At 63.1% G+C, this 19,628-nt stretch carries 13 protein-coding genes; 5 read left to right on the top strand and 8 right to left on the bottom strand.

Features of this window, described 5'->3' with window-relative positions:
* Positions 1–120 precede the first annotated feature (120 nt).
* From ACWGS8_RS20015 to ACWGS8_RS20000, 4 genes are all read left to right on the top strand, one after another.
* Complete coding sequence (locus tag ACWGS8_RS20015) at positions 121–690, top strand: NADPH-dependent FMN reductase (protein ID WP_454582535.1); 570 nt, start codon at positions 121–123, stop codon at positions 688–690.
* A gap of 90 nt (positions 691–780) precedes the next feature.
* On the top strand, positions 781–3,411 hold the full coding sequence (locus tag ACWGS8_RS20010) for a caspase family protein (RefSeq protein WP_454582534.1): 2,631 nt from the start codon (positions 781–783) through the stop codon (positions 3,409–3,411).
* A gap of 145 nt (positions 3,412–3,556) precedes the next feature.
* Positions 3,557–6,028, top strand: coding sequence for a DNA topoisomerase (ATP-hydrolyzing) subunit B (gyrB, locus tag ACWGS8_RS20005; RefSeq protein WP_454582533.1), 2,472 nt, complete (start codon positions 3,557–3,559; stop codon positions 6,026–6,028).
* 686 nt (positions 6,029–6,714) lie between these two features.
* Positions 6,715–7,632, top strand: coding sequence for a hypothetical protein (locus ACWGS8_RS20000; RefSeq protein ID WP_454582532.1), 918 nt, complete (start codon positions 6,715–6,717; stop codon positions 7,630–7,632).
* A 74-nt stretch (positions 7,633–7,706) separates the two neighbouring features.
* Here ACWGS8_RS20000 and ACWGS8_RS19995 read toward each other — a convergent pair whose 3' ends face one another.
* The 4 genes from ACWGS8_RS19995 to ACWGS8_RS19980 form a co-directional block, all read right to left on the bottom strand.
* The gene (locus ACWGS8_RS19995; protein ID WP_454582531.1) at positions 7,707–9,104 is read right to left on the bottom strand and encodes an NAD(P)(+) transhydrogenase (Re/Si-specific) subunit beta; all 1,398 of its coding nucleotides are present in this window, start codon (positions 9,102–9,104) and stop codon (positions 7,707–7,709) included.
* A 6-nt stretch (positions 9,105–9,110) separates the two neighbouring features.
* Complete coding sequence (locus ACWGS8_RS19990) at positions 9,111–9,536, bottom strand: proton-translocating transhydrogenase family protein (protein ID WP_032919126.1); 426 nt, start codon at positions 9,534–9,536, stop codon at positions 9,111–9,113.
* The gene (locus tag ACWGS8_RS19985) at positions 9,536–10,810 is read right to left on the bottom strand and encodes a Re/Si-specific NAD(P)(+) transhydrogenase subunit alpha (protein ID WP_454582530.1); all 1,275 of its coding nucleotides are present in this window, start codon (positions 10,808–10,810) and stop codon (positions 9,536–9,538) included. The genes ACWGS8_RS19990 and ACWGS8_RS19985 overlap by 1 nt, the downstream gene beginning before the upstream one ends.
* A gap of 87 nt (positions 10,811–10,897) precedes the next feature.
* Positions 10,898–11,122: an aa3-type cytochrome c oxidase subunit IV gene (locus ACWGS8_RS19980; RefSeq protein ID WP_454582529.1), complete on the bottom strand. Its 225-nt coding sequence runs from the start codon at positions 11,120–11,122 to the stop codon at positions 10,898–10,900.
* 256 nt (positions 11,123–11,378) lie between these two features.
* Here ACWGS8_RS19980 and ACWGS8_RS19975 point away from each other — a divergent pair, with 256 nt between their 5' ends.
* Positions 11,379–12,194 carry an alpha/beta fold hydrolase gene (locus ACWGS8_RS19975; RefSeq protein ID WP_454582528.1) on the top strand — a complete coding sequence of 272 codons (816 nt, stop codon included), beginning with the start codon at positions 11,379–11,381 and terminating at the stop codon, positions 12,192–12,194.
* Between the two features lie 8 nt (positions 12,195–12,202).
* Here the strand turns inward: ACWGS8_RS19975 and ACWGS8_RS19970 are convergent, their stop codons facing one another.
* The 4 genes from ACWGS8_RS19970 to ACWGS8_RS19955 form a co-directional block, all read right to left on the bottom strand.
* Entirely contained in the window at positions 12,203–12,352 is a 150-nt protein-coding gene (locus tag ACWGS8_RS19970; protein ID WP_111544933.1) for a DUF3096 domain-containing protein, read from the bottom strand.
* Positions 12,353–12,471: 119 nt separating this feature from the next.
* Positions 12,472–13,164 (bottom strand): N-acyl amino acid synthase FeeM domain-containing protein, encoded by a 693-nt coding sequence (locus tag ACWGS8_RS19965; protein ID WP_454582527.1) that lies wholly within the window; start codon positions 13,162–13,164, stop codon positions 12,472–12,474.
* A 437-nt stretch (positions 13,165–13,601) separates the two neighbouring features.
* Positions 13,602–15,941 carry a putative bifunctional diguanylate cyclase/phosphodiesterase gene (locus ACWGS8_RS19960; protein WP_454582526.1) on the bottom strand — a complete coding sequence of 780 codons (2,340 nt, stop codon included), beginning with the start codon at positions 15,939–15,941 and terminating at the stop codon, positions 13,602–13,604.
* 142 nt (positions 15,942–16,083) lie between these two features.
* Positions 16,084–19,563: an indolepyruvate ferredoxin oxidoreductase family protein gene (locus tag ACWGS8_RS19955; RefSeq protein WP_454582525.1), complete on the bottom strand. Its 3,480-nt coding sequence runs from the start codon at positions 19,561–19,563 to the stop codon at positions 16,084–16,086.
* Between the last annotated feature and the right edge of the window lie 65 nt (positions 19,564–19,628).

Genomic DNA, 19,628 nt, shown 5'->3' with positions numbered 1-19,628 from the left:
GCGAAGCAGACGCTCCGTTCATCCGATCTTGACCCTTTCGCTGGGCGCCGCGCTTGTCCGCCGGGACGCTCTGCCGTAGTGACAGTCACAAAGAGATACCGCCTGACAAGGGAGCCCGCCTTGAAGCACCAGTTGAACATCATCATCGGCAGCACGCGGCCCGGCCGCGCCGGCCCGGTTTTTGCCGAATGGCTGGAGACATTCGCGCGCCAGCACGGGAAATTCGAGCCGGTGCTGACCGACATCGCCACGTTCCACCTGCCGGTGCTGGACGAGCCGCACCATCCAAGGCTTGGCAATTATCAGAACGACCACACCAAGGCCTGGTCGAAGGCGATCGACGCCGCGGACGCCTTCGTCTTCGTGGCGCCGGAGTATAATTATTTCGCGGCGCCAGCGATCGTCAACGCGATCGACTATTTGCTGCGCGAATGGAAGTACAAGCCGGCCGCCATTTTCAGCTATGGTGGCGTCTCCGGCGGCCTGCGCGCGGCGCAGGCGCTGAAGCCGCTTTTGACGTCGGTGGGGATCATGCCGATTCCGGAAGGCGTCGCGCTGCCGATGTATCAGAAGCTGCTTGATGAGAACGGCGCCTTCAACGCCAGCGAACAGGTGATCGGCGGCGCCAAGGCCATGCTGGACGAACTGTTGCGCTGGAGCGAGGCGTTGAAGCCGCTACGCGCTGCCTGAAAGCGCCGGTATTTGGCCAAACGCCCTGGCTTGCTCGCGCCATAAAGAGGTGGAATGGTCGGCAGGTGACTGAGCCGGGGGCGGTTCGACTTGCGCTTGCTGTTTGCCTTGCTGCTGACGATTGCGACCACCGCCACCGCGGTGGCGGAACGGCGCGTGGCGCTGGTCATGGCCGATAACGACTACCGGCTGGTCCGGCCGCTGGCCAATCCCGTCCATGACGGCGAGGCAATGGAAGCCGCGCTGAAGAAGCTCGGCTTCGAAGTCATCCTCGAAACCAACCGGGACCTTCGGCGCATGCGGCGCGCGCTCGACGACTTTCGCCAGGATGCCAAGGGCGCCGATGTCGCGCTGGTCTATTTCTCCGGCCATGGCGTCGAGATTTCAGGCGACAACCGCCTATTGCCGGTCGATGCCGACGCGTCCTCGCTCGATCAGCTAAACAAGACCAGCATGCCGCTGGAGGAGGTGCGCGATGCCGTCGCCGCAACCGCCAAGGTCGGGCTGATCGTTCTCGACGCCTGCCGCAGCGATCCCTTCTCGGCAAGCAGCGGCGATGGTCGCGGCGCGACTTCGCTGGCCAAGGATGTCGCCGACAAGATCAAGCCAGGCCTCGGCCGCGTCGGCCGCGCGGAAAACATCCTGTTCGCCTTTTCAGCCGCACCCGGCGAGACGGCAGCCGACGGAACCGGAGAGAATTCGCCCTTCACGACTGCGCTGACCAAATATCTCGGCACGGATGGATTGGAGATCCGCTCGGTGCTGACCTTGGTGCAGCAGGAGGTCTATGACGTGTCGCGCGGCAAGCAGTTGCCCTATGTCGAAAGCGGCCTGCCGAAACTCTTCTTTGCCGCGGCGGCCAAGGAACAGTTGCCGGAGCGCGAACGGCTGCTGCTCGCCATGGCCGACGTGACCCCGGAAATGCGCGGCGAGGTCGAACAGATCGCCAGCGATGCCGACATGCCGCTGGCGCCGCTCTATGGCGCGCTGATCAGCTCCGACACCGGCCATCTCTCCGCCGATAGCCTGAATGCCCGGCTGCGCGAGGCCGCCGACGCCTTCGTCAAGGTGCGCAGCGAAATGAAGACGCTCGCCTCCGACGATCCGCGGGTGGCGGAATTGCGCCGGCAGGCCGAGGAGCAGCTTTCGCTCGGCGCCTTCGATGGCGCCCGCGTCTTGCTCGCCAAGGCCGCCGACATCGACAATGTGTCGCGCCAGGCGCTGAAGAGCAATTTCGTCAGCCGCACCCTGTCGGAGGCCGCGACGCGTTTCCTGTCCGGGGGTGCGGCACGCGCCGACCTCGACTACGCCACGGCCATTGGTGACTATGAAACGGTGCTGTCGCTTTATGGCGAGGCCGGGCAGACCTCGCTCAACCTGGAACAGGCCGACCGCCAGAGCCGCACGCTGGAGGAACTCGGTATTCTCTATACGACGGTGGGCAATGTCGAGGCGGCCGGCCGGGCCTTTACCGCGCTGTTGGCCAACCTTGAGCAGCGGTCGCGCCAGGAGACCGACCCCAGCCTCAAGCGCGATCTCGCCATCAGCCATATCAAGCTCGCCAACATAAGGATGGTGCAAGGCGATCTGCCAACCTCCCTGGAACACTATGAGGCGGCCCGGGACATGCTGCAGGACCTGACCGCAAGCGTGCCGGACGAGAAAGGCTGGCTCGGTGATCTTGCCATGGCCAACGACAAGATCGGCAACGTGCTGGCGACGCAGGGCGATGTGGGTGAGGCGGCCAACGCCTATCAGCAAAGCCTGTCGATCAAGCAGAAATTGGCCGACGCCGAGCCGAACAACGCCTATCGGCTGGGCGACCTGACCATAAGCTATGATGAAATCGGCGACCTTGCCCGGACCACCGGACAGTTGGACGGCGCCCAGACGGCCTTTAAAGAGAGCCTGAGAATTCGGGTAGCGCTGGCCGAGAACAAACCCGATGACCCTGAGCGCCAGCGGGCTGTTTCCGTCAGCCATGACAGGATCGGTGACCTGCTGCGCCAGCGCGGCGACGCCGCTGGTGCGCTCGCGGCCTACAGCAAGAGCCAGGCGATCGCCGAGCAACTGGTGCGCCGTGACCCCAACGACACCGACTTGAAGCGCGACCTGTCGATCAACTACGCCAAGGTCGGCAACGCGCTCAATGACCAGGAGAACTGGCCGGCAGCGCTGGCTTCCTATCAGCAAGCGCAGGCCGTCGCGCATGAACTTGCCGCAGGCGACCCCGGCAATACCGACTGGCAGCGCGACCTGTCGGTCTGCCTGGAAAAAGTGGCCGGCGTGCTTGAAGCCCAGGGCGATGTCAGCGGCGCACTGCAAAACTACCAGGACAGTCTTGCCATTGCCGACCGGCTGGCCAAGCTCGACCCGGCCAATTCCGACTGGCAACGCGACCTTTCAATCACGCTCTCGGAGATCGGCATGCTGGAAACCAAACAGCGCCATTTCGAGGGCTCCAAGAAGGCCTTCGAAGCCAGTCTCGGCATTCGCCAGAAACTGGCAGGGTCCGATCCGAACAATGCGATCTGGCAATTTGATCTGGTACAGGCCTACATCAACTATGCCTATGTGGCGAAGGATCCGGAAGCCGTGCTGACCAAAGCGCTGAATCTGACGCTGGAGCTCCACCGCACAGGCCGGCTGGCGCCAAGAGACAAACCCACGATCAAATATTTGCGCGGCCTTCTCGCCAAATTCGGCGCTCGAAAAAAATAGCCGGCTGCCGGCCCGGGATTTGGGCCGGAAATGCCCGCAAACCTTGGAAAAACCGCCTTTAGCGCCTATATCTACGCTATATCAGAGGCGCGATTCGGGGCCGATTTTTCGCGCTGTATAAGCGGCATCTAGACAATAGGTTTTCATGAGCGACCAGACCGAGAACACCAACGGCGCCGACGCCGAATACGGCGCCGATTCCATCAAGGTTTTGAAGGGGTTGGATGCCGTCCGCAAACGCCCCGGCATGTATATCGGCGACACGGACGACGGTTCGGGCCTGCATCACATGGTCTACGAGGTGGTGGACAACGCCATCGACGAGGCCCTGGCAGGGCATGCCGACCTCGTCACCGTGACGCTCAACCCCGATGGTTCGGTGACGGTGATCGACAATGGCCGCGGCATTCCGACCGATATCCACACCGGCGAAGGCATTTCCGCGGCCGAAGTGATCATGACGCAGCTGCATGCCGGCGGCAAGTTCGACCAGAACTCCTACAAGGTGTCGGGCGGCCTGCATGGCGTCGGCGTCTCGGTGGTCAACGCCCTTTCGGCATGGCTGAAGCTCAAGATCCGCCGCAACGGCCAGATCTTCGAAATGAGCTTCACGCACGGCAATGCCGATGCGCCGTTGAAGGCGACCGGCAGCTACGAGCAGGACAAGCAGCCGGGCACCTATGAGGGCCGCAGCGGCAGCTCGATCACTTTCTTCCCGTCGGCCGAGACCTTCACCATGGTCGAGTTCGACTTCGGCACGCTGGAGCACCGGCTGCGCGAGCTCGCCTTCCTCAATTCCGGCGTGCGCATCATTCTGACCGACGCCCGCCACGCCGACATCGTGCGGCATGAACTGCACTACGACGGAGGCCTCGAAGAGTTCGTCAAATATCTCGACCGGGTCAAGAAGCCGCTGATAGAGAAGCCGATCGCCATCAAGGCCGAGCGCGACGGGATCACCGTCGAAGTGGCGATGTGGTGGAACGACAGTTACCACGAGAATGTGCTGGCCTTCACCAACAACATCCCGCAGCGCGATGGCGGCACCCATCTGGCCGGTTTCCGTGGCGCGCTGACGCGTCAGATCACCGGCTATGGCGATTCCTCGGGCCTGACCAAGAAGGAAAAGGTCTCGCTGATCGGCGACGATTGCCGCGAAGGGCTGACGGCGGTGCTGTCGGTCAAGGTTCCCGACCCGAAATTCTCCTCGCAGACCAAGGACAAGCTGGTTTCCTCCGAGGTCCGCCCGGTGGTCGAGGGGCTGGTCAACGAGGCGCTCGGCACATGGCTGGAAGAGCATCCGAGCGAAGGCAAGGTGGTCATTGACAAGGTGATCCAGGCCGCGGCGGCGCGCGAAGCCGCACGCAAGGCGCGCGACATCACCCGCAAGACCTCGCTCGGCGTCACCTCGCTGCCTGGCAAGCTGGCCGACTGCCAGGAACGCGATCCGGCGAAATCGGAAATCTTCATCGTCGAGGGTGACTCGGCCGGCGGCTCGGCCAAGGGCGGCCGCTCGCGCCAGAACCAGGCCATCCTGCCGCTGCGCGGCAAGATCCTCAATGTCGAGCGCGCCCGCTTCGACCGCATGCTCTCATCCGACATGATCGGCACGCTGATCACCGCGCTCGGCACCTCGATCGGCAAGGACGAGTTCAATGCCGACAAGCTGCGCTACCACAAGATCATCCTGATGACCGACGCCGACGTCGACGGCGCGCATATCAGAACCCTGCTGCTCACCTTCTTCTTCCGGCAGATGCCGGAGCTGATCGAGCGCGGCCATCTCTATATCGCCCAGCCACCGCTCTATAAGGTGACGCGCGGCAAGAGCTCCCAATACATCAAGAATGAAAGCGCCTTCGAGGAGTTCCTGATCGATTCGGGGCTGGAGGAAGCCTCGCTGACGCTGGGCTCGGGCGAAGTGCGGACCGGACAGGATTTGCACGGCGCCGTTGCCGACGCACTGGCCGTGCGCCAGCTCATCAACGGCCTGCACACGCGCTACAACCGCAACGTCGTCGAGCAGGCGGCGATCGCCGGCGGGCTCAATCCCGAGGTCTTCAACGATCTTGGTCGCGCCAACGCCATGGCGGAGCGGATCGCGCAACGCCTCGACATCATCGCCGAGGATACCGAGCGCGGCTGGATCGGCCGCATGTCGACCTCGAATGACGGCAGCGGCGGGTATGTCTTCGAGCGTACCGTGCGTAGCGTCAAGGAGTACGCCCATCTCGACATGGGGCTGATCAATTCGGCCGACGCCCGCCAGCTCGACCGCTACGCACAGCGCCTCAGCGAGGTCTACGGGGCGCCGCCGGTGCTGCGCCGCAAGGATGTCTCCGAAACCGTCTCGGGGCCGCTGGCGCTGCTCAACGCCGTCTTTGCGACCGGCCGCAAGGGGCTGACCATGCAGCGCTACAAGGGTCTCGGCGAGATGAATGCCGAGCAATTGTGGGAAACCACGCTCGACCCGAATGTGCGTTCGCTGCTGCAGGTCAAGGTCAACGACGCGACCGATGCCGACAGCCTGTTCTCGCGGCTGATGGGTGACGAGGTCGAGCCAAGGCGCGAATTCATCCAGGACAATGCGCTGTCGGTCGCCAATCTGGATATTTGATGCATGTCGCGCAAAACCGCGCTGCGGTTTGGGGCGAACGAGATGCACAACACGCGCTTAAGCGCGTCGCCTGAATCCGTTTTGACGCGACGCGCTTTAAGGCTGTAGCGCCGTGCTGAAAAAGCTTGCCAGGGCGGCGTTCAGGCATTGATGGAACGCGGCCCGGTCGAAGCTGGGTGCGTCGATGCAGGTATCGGGAGCGGCGCGCCGTCGGGCACCCGCATGGCGGCAGGAACGCATAGTGACCCGCGAACAGGAGCCCAAATCGGCTGGGCTTTTGCTCTTTGCTTCTCCTGGTATCTCTGCAGAGTCATTTGTCCGTCCTCCTCGGCAAGGCACTTCGAAGAAAATTCGCAGAGCTGCCGGGTCGGATCCAGCGAGACTTGTAAGTCACAAGGCAGGGACGAAACCCAGGGTTTCCGCTTTTGCCCGACTCGACCTATGGGTCAAATCACAACAACATGATCGCTTGGGACATCGAAGCGGCGCTCCGATTTGTTCCATGGCCGGCAAACAAAATCATTTTATAGCCCGCCGGAACGGAAGCCCCTGCGGGACATTGTGACAGCATCGATCACGATTTCTCATAGGAGGCCTTCATGGGACGCGGCATCTTGCTCTGGTTGCTCGGCATTCCGATTCCGATCATCATTCTCATCATGCTTTTCGTACGATAGGGGGCGTCAATGCAGTCCACCCTCTCGGCGGTCGACGTCTCCCCTTCGACGGAATCATCCTCAACCGCAGTCAGTTGGGGACCGATCATTGCTGGCGCCTTCGCGGCCTCGACGCTGACCTTCATCCTCATGCTGCTCGGCTCGGGCCTCGGACTGACCATGGTCTCGCCATGGTCAGGGTCAGGCACGTCGGCCACCACATTCGCGGTATCGACGGCGATCTGGCTCGTCGTCGTGCAATGGCTTTCCTCCGGTGTCGGCGGCTATCTCGCTGGCCGCTTGCGCACCAAATGGGTCGGTATCCATACCGACGAGGTCTATTTCCGTGACACCGCGCACGGCTTTCTTGCCTGGGCGCTGGCCACCTTGCTTGTCGTCGGCATCCTCGGTTCGGCGCTTTCCGCTGCGATCGGTTCAGGTGTGCAGGCCGTTTCCACCGTGGCTTCCGGTGCTGCCACGGGTGCATCGGCCGGCGCTTCTGCCAACGCAGGCAAAGCATCGACGGACAATGCCACCTCTTATCTCGTGGACTCGCTGTTTCGCCCAGCCGACCCGGCCAAGCCCGCCGCCACCAATCCCGGCGACGAAGCGGCCGCTACCGGGCAGGCCTCCCGCATCCTCATCGCCAGTGCCGCCTCGGGCGAGATCTCGGCCGACGACAAAGCCTATCTCTCGCGACTGGTTGCCGCTCGCACCGGCCTGTCCGAGGCTGACGCCAAGGCGCGTGTCGATGCTATGGTTGCCAAGGTCGAGGACGCCAAGGTCAAGGCCAAGCAGGCGGCCGACACCACCAGGAAGGCCAGCGCGACCTTTGCCCTGCTCGGCGCCTTGTCGCTGGTCATCGGCGCCTTCATCGCCAGTGCGGCCGCGGCCCTCGGCGGCAGGCAGCGCGACGAAGAGGAAGCGGTTTTCCTGACCAGCCGCTGAACGTAGCCCTGCGCCAGAAATGAAAGAGCCCGGCTCCAAAGCCGGGCTCTTTGCTTTTCCGCTTGTCGGCCGGATCAGTGATCCATGGCCTTGACGATTTCCTCGGTCATCTTCTTGGCGTCGCCGAGCAGCATCATGGTGCCGTCCTTGTAGAACAGCGTGTTGTCGATGCCGGCATAGCCGGAGCCGAGCGAGCGCTTGACGAACAGGCAGGTGCGGGCCTTGTCGACGTCGAGGATCGGCATGCCATAGATAGGGCTGCTCTTGTCGTCCCGCGCGGACGGATTGGTGACGTCGTTGGCGCCGATGACATAGGCGACATCGGCCTGCGCGAACTCCGAATTGATGTCCTCGAGTTCGAACACTTCGTCATAGGGCACGTTGGCTTCGGCCAAAAGCACGTTCATGTGGCCGGGCATGCGGCCGGCCACCGGGTGGATGGCGTACTTCACGTCGACGCCGTTGGCCTTCAGCTTGTCGGCCATTTCACGCAACGCGTGCTGCGCCTGGGCGACCGCCATGCCGTAGCCGGGCACGATGATGACCTTCTGCGCATTCATCATCAGATAGGCGGCGTCATCGGCCGAGCCCTGCTTGACCGTGCGCTCGATGCCGTCATCCGCCGCTGCGGCCGTCTCGCCGCCGAAGCCGCCGAGGATGACCGAGATGAAGCTGCGGTTCATGCCCTTGCACATGATGTAGGACAGGATCGCGCCGGACGAGCCGACCAGCGCGCCGGTGATGATCAGCGCAAGATTGCCGAGCGTGAAGCCGAGTGCTGCCGCCGCCCAGCCCGAATAGGAGTTGAGCATCGAGACGACGACCGGCATGTCGGCGCCGCCGATGGGGATGATCAACAGCACGCCGAGCACCAGCGAGGCGGCGACGATCAGCCAGAACACCAGCTTCGATTCCGTGGTGACCAGAAGCACGATCAGCACGATGAGCGCGACGCCGAGGGCCGCGTTGATGAAGTGACGCCCGCCGATCATGATCGGCTTGCCGGACATGCGGCCATCGAGCTTCAAGAAGGCAATGACCGAGCCGGTGAAGGTGATGGCGCCGATGGCAACGCCGAGGCTCATCTCGATCAGCGCCTGGGCATGGATGTCGCCCGCCATGCCGATGCCGAAGCTTTCCGGCGCGTAGATGGCCGCCGCTGCGACCATGACGGCGGCGAGGCCGACCAGCGAGTGGAAGGCGGCAACCAGCTGCGGCATCGAGGTCATGGCGATGCGGCGCGCGGTGACGGCGCCGACGCCGCCGCCGATGGCAAGGCCAAGCACGATGAGGCCAAAGCGGCCGGCGGACGGGGTTGCCAGCGCCAGCGTGGTGGCAATGGCGATGCCCATGCCGATCATGCCGTAGAGATTGCCCTGGCGGCTGGTGGTCGGATGCGACAGGCCGCGCAGCGCCATGATGAACAGGACGCCGGAGACGAGATAGAGGAAGGACGCGAAGTTGGCGTTCATGGCGCTCTACTTGTCCTTCTTCTTGTACATGGCCAGCATGCGCTGGGTGACGAGGAAGCCGCCGAAGATGTTGACCGAGACCAGCATCAGCGCGACGAAGCCGAAGCCGGCGGCGACACCGGAGGCGGCAATGCCGACGGCGAGCAGCGCGCCGACGACGATGACCGACGAGATGGCGTTGGTGACGGCCATCAGCGGCGTGTGCAACGCAGGGGTCACCGACCAGACGACATAGTAGCCGACGAAGATCGCCAGCACGAAGATGGCGAAGCGGAAGACGAAGGGATCGATGGCGCCGCCGGACAGAGCGTGTGCGGCATCACCCGCCGCCTCGGCACCACCTGGAGCATTGGCCAGGTTCTGCACCGCAAGCCTGACGGCGGCGGAGGCCTGGTCGAGCTGGTCGAGGGCTTTCTGCAGGGTCTGATCCATCACGCTGTGCCTTTCGACTTGGGCGAGGACGATTTGGACGCGGCGGACTTCCTTGGCGCGGGCTTTTTGGACGCAGCCGAAGCATCGGCGACCATGGTCTTGGCCGGGATCGCCGCGGGTTCGACATAAGGCTGCTGGTCGGCCTTGGCGAAGGCTGGATGAACCACCTTGCCGCCGTCGGTCAGCATGGTGGCCTTGACCAGTTCGTCGTCGCGCTTGATGGCGAGCGTCTTGGTGGTCTTGTCGACCAGCGTCTCGAGGAAAGCGAACAGGTTCTTGGCATAGAGCAGCGAGGCGGATGCGGCGACGCGGCCTGGCACGTTGAGGTGGCCGACGATTTTTACGCCATTGGCCGTGGTTACCACCTGACCCGGCTGAGCACCTTCGACATTGCCGCCACGTTCGACGGCGAGGTCGACGAGCACCGAGCCCGGCTTCATCGAGGCGACCATCGCCGCCGACACCAGCTTCGGCGCCGGCCGGCCGGGGATCAGCGCCGTGGTGATGACGATGTCCTGCTTGGCGATGTGCTCGGCGGTGAGCGCCGCCTGCTTGGCCTGGTATTCCTTCGACATTTCCTTGGCGTAGCCGCCGGCCGTTTCGGCGGCCTTGAACTCCTCGTCCTCGACGGCCAGGAACTTTGCGCCGAGCGAGGCGACCTGTTCCTTGGCGGCGGGGCGCACATCGGTGGCAGTGACAACGGCACCAAGGCGGCGCGCCGTGGCGATCGCCTGCAGACCGGCGACGCCGACACCCATGATGAAGATTTTCGCCGCCGGCACCGTGCCGGCCGCCGTCATCATCATCGGCAAGGCACGATCATATTCCGAGGCACCATCGATGACCGCCTGATAGCCCGCAAGATTGGCTTGGCTGGACAGCACGTCCATCGATTGCGCGCGGGTAATGCGCGGCATGAATTCCATCGAGAAGGCGGTGACACCGGCCTTTGCCAGCGCCGCGACGGCGGCATCGTTGCCGTAGGGATCCATGATGGCGATCACGGCGGCGCCGGATTTGTAGCTCTTCAGCTCGGCATCCGTCGGCCGGCGAACCTTCAGCACGACGTCGGCCTTGCCGACGTCCGAGGCCTTGCCGATGGCGGCACCTGCCTTGGCAAACTCTTCGTCGGGGATGCGCGACCGTGTGCCGGCGCTGGTTTCGACAATCACATCGAAGCCCAGCCCCGCCAGCCGCTTGACCGTATCGGGCGAGGCCGCGACGCGCGGCTCGTTCGCGTCAAGCTCACGAGGGATGAAAACCGTCTGTCCCACCGCATGATCCTTTCGGCTGGAACCTGTTTGCGCAAAGTGTCGGCCGGAATATCCGGCGAGGTCAATGGCAACGGGGTTTTGGAAGGTCTATCGCAGAATGAGGGCGCCGACGGCCATGATCAGGGCGAACAGGATAAGTGCCGAGAAGAAACCGCCCGCGAAGAAGCCGAAAGCCATCGCGATAAGCAGCGCGCCGCAGAAAAGCGATCCATATTTGGCCAGAGCAAGAAAGCCCGCATAGGTGCGGTCATGCTCGGCATAGTCCATCTTCGCGCCCAGTTCGACAGGACCGGTCGGCGAGTGATCAGCCATAGGAATACCCCTTCGAAGACATCTTTCAGGCACATAGCGAAAAGCCGGGCCGAGAGCAATGGCGCTATTGCCGCATTGGGGCCGACAACTGCCTCAAGGGAAAATTGAAACTGCTGGCCAATCCCTTGCATGACAGAGCCCGGCCGTTGCCGGTCAGGTGTGAATCCCGTTGAACCTAGTGTCAGAATTTGGCGGTTCTGGACGTGGTCGCGAAGGACTATCGTCGCGGGATGAACCCGCCGGCTGGTGAAGCACCATGATCACACCCACACAGACATTTGACTGGAACGGCACGACCATCGCATGGGGGGCCATCGGTTCGGGCCCGCCAATCGTACTCGTGCATGGAACGCCGTTCTCCTCGCATGTCTGGCATCGCGTCGCACCGGAACTGGCGCGTGGCCATACGCTGTATTTCTATGATCTTCCCGGATATGGGCGATCCGACAAGCGGGAAGGCCAGGACGTTTCGCTCGGCATCCAGAACAAGGCGCTGGCGGCGATGCTGGCCTTCTGGAAGCTCGACCGACCCCAAATCATCGCCCATGATTTCGGCGGCGCCACGGCGTTACGCGCGCATCTGATCGACGGCTGCGACTATCACAGGCTGCTGCTGATCGACCCGGTGGCGGTGCGCCCCTGGGGCTCGCCCTTTGTCCGGCATGTGCGTCAGCACGAGGCCGCATTCGCCGGCTTGCCGGACTACATACAAGCGGCGATTCTGAAAGCGTATGTTTCGGGCGCGGCGGCCAGGCCTTTGTCGGACAGCGATCTGGAACCTTACATCGCGCCATGGACCGGGCCCGTTGGCCAGCCCGCCTTCTACCGGCAGATCGCCCAGATGGATCAGCGTTTCACCGACGAGGTCGAACCGCTCTACGGCCAATTGCGCTGCCCCGTCACCTTGCTGTGGGGAGAGGAAGACCGCTGGATACCGCCGCAAAGCGGCCAAAAGCTCGCGGCCATGCTGCCGGGTTGCGCCTTGACCCTCGTCCCCGGCTCGGGCCACCTCATGCAGGAGGATACTCCGGAAGCGATCGTCGCCGCAGCGTTGCGTTTCTTTGCCGGCTAAAGGTTTCTTCAGCGGACAAGATGCGGGAAAAGCCCGAGCAATCCGACGACGATCAGGTAGAGCGCGACAATGTAGTTCAACAGCCTTGGCATCACGAGGATCAGCACGCCGGCGATCAGCGAGATGAGCGGGGTGAGCGCAAGGGTGGAAATGGTCATGTCGGGTTCCTTCTGACAGATCCGTCGAGATGATGACGAAGACTAGGGCGACGGCGCCGCCGTCACCAAAACGCGGAAGTGGTCGGAAGGCTCCAGACGCCTCGCAAAAAACAAGGGCCTCAGGCGGCGTCGCGATAATATTTCGCTGTCGGCACGATGGACAAGGGCGTCAGCCGGTTGATGGCCGGATTGGCGAACGTCAGCCGCTGTTCGGTTGGCGTCGACCTGAAGAATGGGAACCGTTCAAGCGTCAGGCGCATATTTTCGCCGGCAGGGATTTCGAACAGGGCGATCCGGGTCAGAACGCCCGGAAATTCCTTAGCCTCGGTCTTCTGCACGGCGTTGAAATAACGGGAGTAGAAATTGGAATGCTCGACCTTGACCGGAGTCAGCACCGAGTTCTGGCCGAAATAGAGCGAGGCCACCATGGCAAGCCTGAGGGTCAGGAACGGCAGCACTCCGGGGGCCGGCGCGGCATCAGGATCGGTTGCGAACCGGGTTCCGTCGATAAAGGTTTCTCCGCGGGCAAGCCGCTCGATCAGTATTTCGGGATAGGCATCGACGGAGGGCGAATTGGGGTGCTCGCGAGAAATGTAATGGAAGCGGATCGTGCTGACCAATTCGCCATAGCAGTAGACGCCGAACCGGTAGGAATTGGGCAGATTGTCCCAGCGATCCTCGAACATCCCGCTGGCGATAGGGCCGCACATGCCCGAGCGCAGATAGGATTTGTAGCGAAGCCGGTAAATCGCCTCCAAATCCTCGCCTCCGGTGATGAGGCGATAATCGACATGCTCCAGCAGTTGCATCATCGATCGATTCAGCACGGAATCCCCGGCTGCCCTGACCGCGCCAGACGTATTCCTTGCAGCCGCAGCAGCATCCATCATCTGTCCTCGAAATTCCGCCTGCGAATAGGCTAGTCGAGTCAAAATGAGACACAAGCAGAAACTTGGATGCTGTTGATTTACCTTATGTTAACCTTAACAGCGCACGCCCCGTTGAGAATCCTGGCGAGCACACGCCTGGGACCGACTTGGTTCATGGCCTCCGAGATATCGCGCCTCGACAAACAGGCAGGTCAACCTGAACTCAGGTCTCTTGATTTCAGCGGCTGAGTTCAATCCATTCCCGAGCGAGCTCCAAAAGCCCCTTTTCAGCAGCATTGCGCGAAAGCAAAATCGCGGGACGACGGCCTGAGCAATTTGCCTGAGTTCGATGTCAAGGGCGGTGATTGAATCGAAAAGAATTATATGCGCGGCGAAATTGCAGAGAAAACGGCTGTCCGTTTGCCGGCACGACGCAGGTCGGCCGCGAATGGCCAGGTGACATTCGACATCGTCTCGATACCCGACGCACTGAGCGCGGCACCGAACAGGAAGCCTTGCACGAGATCTGGTTTGACCTGCAAGGCGAGGATCTTGAGCTGTTCGAAGGTCTCGACGCCTTCGACGGTCACGGAAAGCCCCAGTGGCCGTGACAGATTGACGATGCCCTTGAGCAGTTCCAGCGAACGCGCGTTCTGGGTGACGTCCATCAGGAACGAGCGGTCGATCTTGATCTTGTCGAGCGGCAGCTTGTGTAGGTAGCTCAGGCTCGAATAGCCGGTGCCGAAGTCGTCGAGCGCGATGCGAACACCAATCTGCTTCAGCTCCTCGATATACTGGCGCGTCAGCGACTTGTCGTCGAGCAGCGCCGTTTCGGTGACCTCGATCTCCAGCCGGTCGGCCGCGAGGCCGGAACTCGCCAGCGCATCGCGAACCTTCTGGATGACGTCGCGGCTGCGGAAATCCTTGGCCGAGAGGTTGACCGAGACGCTGGTCTGATCGGGCCATTTGGCGCATTCGGTGCAGGCTGCCTGCAGCACGAAAGTGCTGATCTCGGAAATGATGCCCATTTCCTCGGCCAGCGGAATGAAGATGCCCGGCGAAATCGGTCCGAGGTCAGGATGATCCCAGCGGCACAGCGCCTCGCAACTGGCGATGCGCATGGTGTTCATCGCCACGATCGGCTGGTAGACGACCCGCAGGCTCTTGCTTTCCACCGCGCTGCGCAGATCCGCCTTCATCAGCTGCCGGTTGCGGAAGGCGGCGTCCATTGCCGCCTCGAACAGCCGCCAGCCGTTCTTGCCAAGCTCCTTGGCCTTGTAAAGCGCCAGATCCGCCTTGACGATCATGGCGTCGACATCGCTGTCCCTGACACGCGCCAATACCGCGCCGCCACTGGTCTGGATGCGCAGCCCATGGCCGGCGACGTCCACCTCGCCCTGCAATGCCGCGAAGATCTCGTCGATCTGGGTGGTCAGATGGCTCTCATCCTCGATGCGGTCGAAGAAGACCATGAATTCGTCGCCGCCGAAACGGCTGACGGTGATGCCTTGCCCGGCAACGGCGGCAAGACGCTCGGCGACCGCGTAGATCAACCCATCGCCGATCGGATGGCCGAGGGTGTCGTTGACGCTCTTGAAATCGTCGAGGTCAAGCACGGCCAGGCCGCAGAAACGGTCGCGATCGCCTGAGGCCATCGCCTCGCCGACCAGTTCGTGGAAATAGGCGCGATTGGGCAGGCCGGTGAGATTGTCGTAACGCGCCATGAAGCGGATCTTGTCTTCCGCCTCGACGCGCGCGGTCACGTCCTCGAAGGTGATGACACCGAGTTCCTGGCTGCCTTCGCGGGCCGAGAATTCATAGTGCTGGCCATTGGCCAGCGACACCAGAACCTTGCGGTCGCGGCCCTCGCGCAAGGCCCGCGTCAGCTGGGCCTCGATGTAGCGGCAGTCCTTCGGCGCCAGCATGCCGCCGGCGACGCCGCGCATCAAAAGACCATGGATCGACCGCCCGAGCAGCGCATTCGCGGACTTCAGCGACATCAGATGGGCAGCTTCGGCATTGGCCACCGCCACCCGGCCGTTGGGGCCGAGCATGACAAGGCCATGCGACATGGTGTTGAGGGCGCGATCGAACCTCAGCGCGAGCTTCCTTGCTTCCTTGTGGCCGATGACCGCCGAAAAGAGCACGTTGCGGACGTGGTCGGCGCTGTTGATCGTGATGAAAGTCAACGGGATGATCATCAGCCCGAGAACGACCGAGGGGACATCCATGCGCAGCAACAGTGCCAGTGCCGCCGGACCAATGAAGGTTACGGAAAAAATCCGCACCATGAGCGGAGAGCCGTAGTTGCGGCCAACAACCGTCACCAGGGTGGCGATGGCCAGCGAGGTGGCGGCCAGTTCGGCGAAGGGATCGGGATATACATAGATCGATAGGAAACACAGCGCACCCAAGCCGAGGCCCTGCAGGCTGCCCTTCAGAATATAGGTGCGCTCCCACCGTCGCGCCTCTTCCACATTGGCTATTACGCCGCCCGCCTTCCGGAAGCCGCGAATGCCGGAGTAGCGGAAAAGGCTGATGGACAGCAGACCGAAAGAAAAACCCAGGAACAAAGGGTTGTGCGTACGCAAATAGATCATGAATCCGAGGATCCAGTAGCATACGCCGCCGATTACCAGCATGTGGGCGTTGTCGAACAACGACCGCACAAACTGGATATAAACATCCGCCGGGATGTTCTCAGTTTTTGTTCTGCCCATATTGTCGGCCCAACGCTAAGCCTTGTCATGTCACACCCGCCTTAAGAAAGGCTTAGAACGGGGACTTCGGCTGAGGTGCCAAGGGCCTGCAAACGCAGGACAGAGCAGGAAAATCAAGCTTCAGGTAAACAAGGCGTATCCATCACTCGGCGGCCTGGAGTTCCGCCGGCGTCGGCGTGGTCGACAGGCGATCGAGCAGTCTTTGACGCTCGCCCGCGGCCTTTTCCGCGCTGGCGTGCCGGACATGGCCATAACCACGGATGAGCACGGGGACCGAGACCAGAGCAACCGCCGCCTCGGCCTTGCCCGGGGTCAGCGACCTGGCGATGAGCTCAAGATCGCCCTCATATTGCGCCAGAAGCCGCCGTTCCATGCGTCGTTCGGCTGTATAGCCGAACAAGTCGAAAGCGGTGCCGCGCAACCCTTTCAGCGCCGCCAGCAGCCGAAAACCCTTCATCATCCAGGGGCCAAAGCTCGACTTCCTCGGTTTGCCATCATTGCCGCGACGGCCCATGATCGGCGGCGCGAGATGGAATTCGAGTTTTTCATAGCTCTGGAACTGCTTGCCAAGCTCGGCGGCAAAGGAGCCGTCGGTATAGAGCCGCGCCACCTCGTACTCGTCCTTGATCGCCATCAGCTTGAACAGGTTCCTGGCCGCTGCCTCGGTCACGGCGGTCGAGCCGGGCACCGCCTTGGCCTCCGCGGCGCGCAGCAGAGCCAGCCTGTCGGCATAGCGCTTGCCGTAGGCGGCGTTCTGATAGGCGGCCAGGAAGGCGACACGGCGGGCAATGATCTCGTCCAGCGTCTGCGCGATCGTGGCGGTCTGTCCCGCCTTGCCCGGCTGGGCGACGAGGCCGCGCACGAAATCCGGCTGGTGCGCCGCGCGGCGGCCCCAGCGGAAGGCGGCGATGTTCATGGCCACCGCTTCGCCGTTGAGCTCGATCGCCCTTTCGACACCCTCGGCCGAGAGCGGCAGGCCGCCATGCTGGAAGGCAAAGCCGAGCATGAACATGTTGGCGCCGAGCGAATTGCCGAACAGCGCCGTGGCGGTGCGGGTAGCATCGAAGAAATGCGCCTTGTCGTCGCCGGCGGCGGTGCGGATCGCCTTCTTCAGGCGCTCGATCGGCAAGGAAAAATCCGCCGAGCGGGCAAACTCGCCGGGCATGATCTCGGCGGTGTTGGCGAGGAAGATCGTATGGCCTTCGCGCACCGCGGTCAGCACCTTCTTGGCGCCCGACACGACGAGGTCGCAGCCAAGCACGAGGTCGGCCTTGCCCGCCGAAACGCGGATGGCATGAATGTCGTCCGGAGTGCGGGCGATGCGGACATGGGTGAACACCGAGCCGCCCTTCTGGGCGAGGCCGGCCATGTCGATCATGCCGCAGCCCTTGTCCTCGAGATGGGCCGCCATGCCGAGCACGGCGCCGACGGTGACGACGCCGGTGCCGCCGACGCCATCGATGATCGCCGCCCAGCCCTCGGCGCCCAGCGGGAACCCCGCCGGTGTCGGCACGCTGTCAAGCGGATCGGTGTTGCCGGCGAGGCCCTCAGCCTTGCGGATCTTGGCGCCGTGCACGGTGACAAAGGACGGGCAGAAGCCGTTGACGCAGGAGAAGTCCTTGTTGCAGCTCGACTGATCGATCCTGCGCTTGCGGCCGAATTCGGTCTCGACCGGCTGGATCGAGACGCAGTTCGACTGCACGCCGCAATCGCCGCAGCCTTCGCAGACCAGTTCGTTGATGAAGACGCGCTTGTCGGGATCGGGAAATGTGCCGCGCTTGCGGCGCCGGCGTTTTTCGGCAGCACAGGTCTGGTCATAGAGCAGGATCGAGACGCCCTTGACGTCGCGCAGTTCGCGCTGGACGAGATCGAGGTCATCGCGGTGGTGGATGGTGGCGCCGGCCGGGAATTCGGCCTTGCCGGCATATTTGTCGGGCTCGTCGGTGACGATGGCGATGCGGTCGACGCCCTCGGCCCGCACCTGCCTGGCGATCATGTCCACCGTCAGGCCGCCCTCATGCGGCTGGCCGCCGGTCATGGCCACGGCATCGTTGTAGAGGATCTTGTAGGTGATGTTGGCCGCGCTGGACAAAGCGAAGCGGATCGCCAGCGTGCCGGAATGGTTGTAGGTGCCGTCGCCGAGATTCTGGAAGATGTGATCGCGCTTCGAGAACGGCGCCTGGCCGACCCATTGCGCGCCCTCGCCGCCCATGGCGGTGAAGCCGAGCGTGTTGCGGTCCATCCACAGAGCCATGAAATGGCAGCCGATGCCGGCGGCGGCGATCGAGCCGTCCGGCACCTTGGTCGAGGAATTGTGCGGACAGCCCGAACAGAAGAAGGGCGTGCGGGAACCAATGTCGGTGGCATCGGCCAGCATCGCCTGGAACTGGCGCAGCTTGCCCACCCGCGCCGAGATCTCCTCCGACGGCCCGATGGTTTTGACGATCCTCTCGCCAAGGGCAATGGCGATCTCGTTGGGATCAAGCGCACCCTTGGCGGGAAACAGCCAATCGCCGCGCTCGTCCTTTTTGCCGACGATGACCGGCTGCGAGGCGGTGCCATAGAGGCTTTCGCGCAGTTGCACCTCGATCAGCGAACGCTTCTCCTCGACGACGACGATGGTGTCGAGGCCGCGGGCAAAGTCGGCGATGTGATGCAGGTCGAGCGGCCACGGGCAGCCGACCTTGAACAGCCGCACGCCGATGCGGTTGGCGGCGGCCTCGTCGATGCCGATATCCTCCAGCGCCTGGCGGACATCGAGATAGCTCTTGCCCAGCGTGATGATGCCGAGCTTAGGGTTGCGGCCGCCCGAATAGACGATGCGGTTCAGCCCGTTGGCATGGATGAAGGCAGAGGCCGCGGCACGCTTGTATTCGTGCAGCCGCTCCTCCTGGCCCAGCATGTCGATCTCGTGGCGGATGTTGAGGCCGCCCGGCGGCATGTCGAACTCCGGCACGACGATGTTCAATCGCTCGAGCGAGGCGTCGACCGAGGCCGTCGATTCGATGTTGTCCTTGACGCATTTGATCGCCGCCCAGGTGCCGGCGAAACGCGACATGGCAAAGCCATACAGCCCGTAATCGATGATCTCCTGGACGCCGGCCGGGTTGAGGATCGGCACCATGGTGTCGACGAAGAGGAATTCTGTGGCGTGCGCGTTGGTCGAGGATTCGGCCATATGGTCGTCGCCCATCAGCGCAAGCACGCCGCCATGCTTGGATGAGCCGGCGAGATTGGCGTGACGGAACACGTCGCCCGAACGATCGACGCCCGGGCCCTTGCCGTACCAGACGGAAAAGACACCGTCATGGGTGCCCTCGCCCAGGAGTTCCGTCTGCTGCGATCCCCAGCAGGCGGTGGCGGCCAGTTCCTCGTTGAGGCCGGGCTGGAAGACGATGTCGGCCCCGGCGAGCTGCTTCTTGGCCTTCCACAGCTGCATGTCGAGGCCGCCGAGCGGCGAGCCGCGATAGCCGGAGACGAAGCCGGCCGTGTTCAGGCCAGCGCGGCGGTCGCGCTCGCGCTGCATCAGGAGCATGCGGATGACCGCCTGCGCGCCGGACAGGAAGATGCGCTCCTTCCCGAGGTCGAACTTGTCGTCGAGCGCGACATCATGCAGCGTCATCAGGCATTTCCTGTGCGAAGGCCGCGCGGGGGCAGGCAGCCAACGTCGGGGTCGGATGACGCATC

This window comes from Mesorhizobium sp. 43Arga (genome assembly GCF_053714255.1).
The sequence above is the reverse complement of the archived record's forward strand: the minus strand, read 5'-3'. Positions and strand labels throughout refer to the sequence as shown.

Bases quoted from the DNA above. Each gene is read 5' to 3' on its own strand.
- ACWGS8_RS19990 (WP_032919126.1), bottom strand. From the start codon at position 9,536: ATGGATCAGACCCTGCAGAAAGCCCTCGACCAGCTCGACCAGGCCTCC.
- ACWGS8_RS19995 (WP_454582531.1), bottom strand. From the start codon at position 9,104: ATGAACGCCAACTTCGCGTCCTTCCTCTATCTCGTCTCCGGCGTCCTG.
- ACWGS8_RS19975 (WP_454582528.1), top strand. From the start codon at position 11,379: ATGATCACACCCACACAGACATTTGACTGGAACGGCACGACCATCGCA.
- ACWGS8_RS19960 (WP_454582526.1), bottom strand. From the start codon at position 15,941: ATGGGCAGAACAAAAACTGAGAACATCCCGGCGGATGTTTATATCCAG.
- ACWGS8_RS19980 (WP_454582529.1), bottom strand. From the start codon at position 11,122: ATGGCTGATCACTCGCCGACCGGTCCTGTCGAACTGGGCGCGAAGATG.
- ACWGS8_RS19965 (WP_454582527.1), bottom strand. From the start codon at position 13,164: ATGATGCAACTGCTGGAGCATGTCGATTATCGCCTCATCACCGGAGGC.
- ACWGS8_RS20000 (WP_454582532.1), top strand. From the start codon at position 6,715: ATGCAGTCCACCCTCTCGGCGGTCGACGTCTCCCCTTCGACGGAATCA.
- ACWGS8_RS19970 (WP_111544933.1), bottom strand. From the start codon at position 12,352: ATGACCATTTCCACCCTTGCGCTCACCCCGCTCATCTCGCTGATCGCC.
- gyrB (WP_454582533.1), top strand. From the start codon at position 3,557: ATGAGCGACCAGACCGAGAACACCAACGGCGCCGACGCCGAATACGGC.
- ACWGS8_RS19955 (WP_454582525.1), bottom strand. From the start codon at position 19,563: ATGACGCTGCATGATGTCGCGCTCGACGACAAGTTCGACCTCGGGAAG.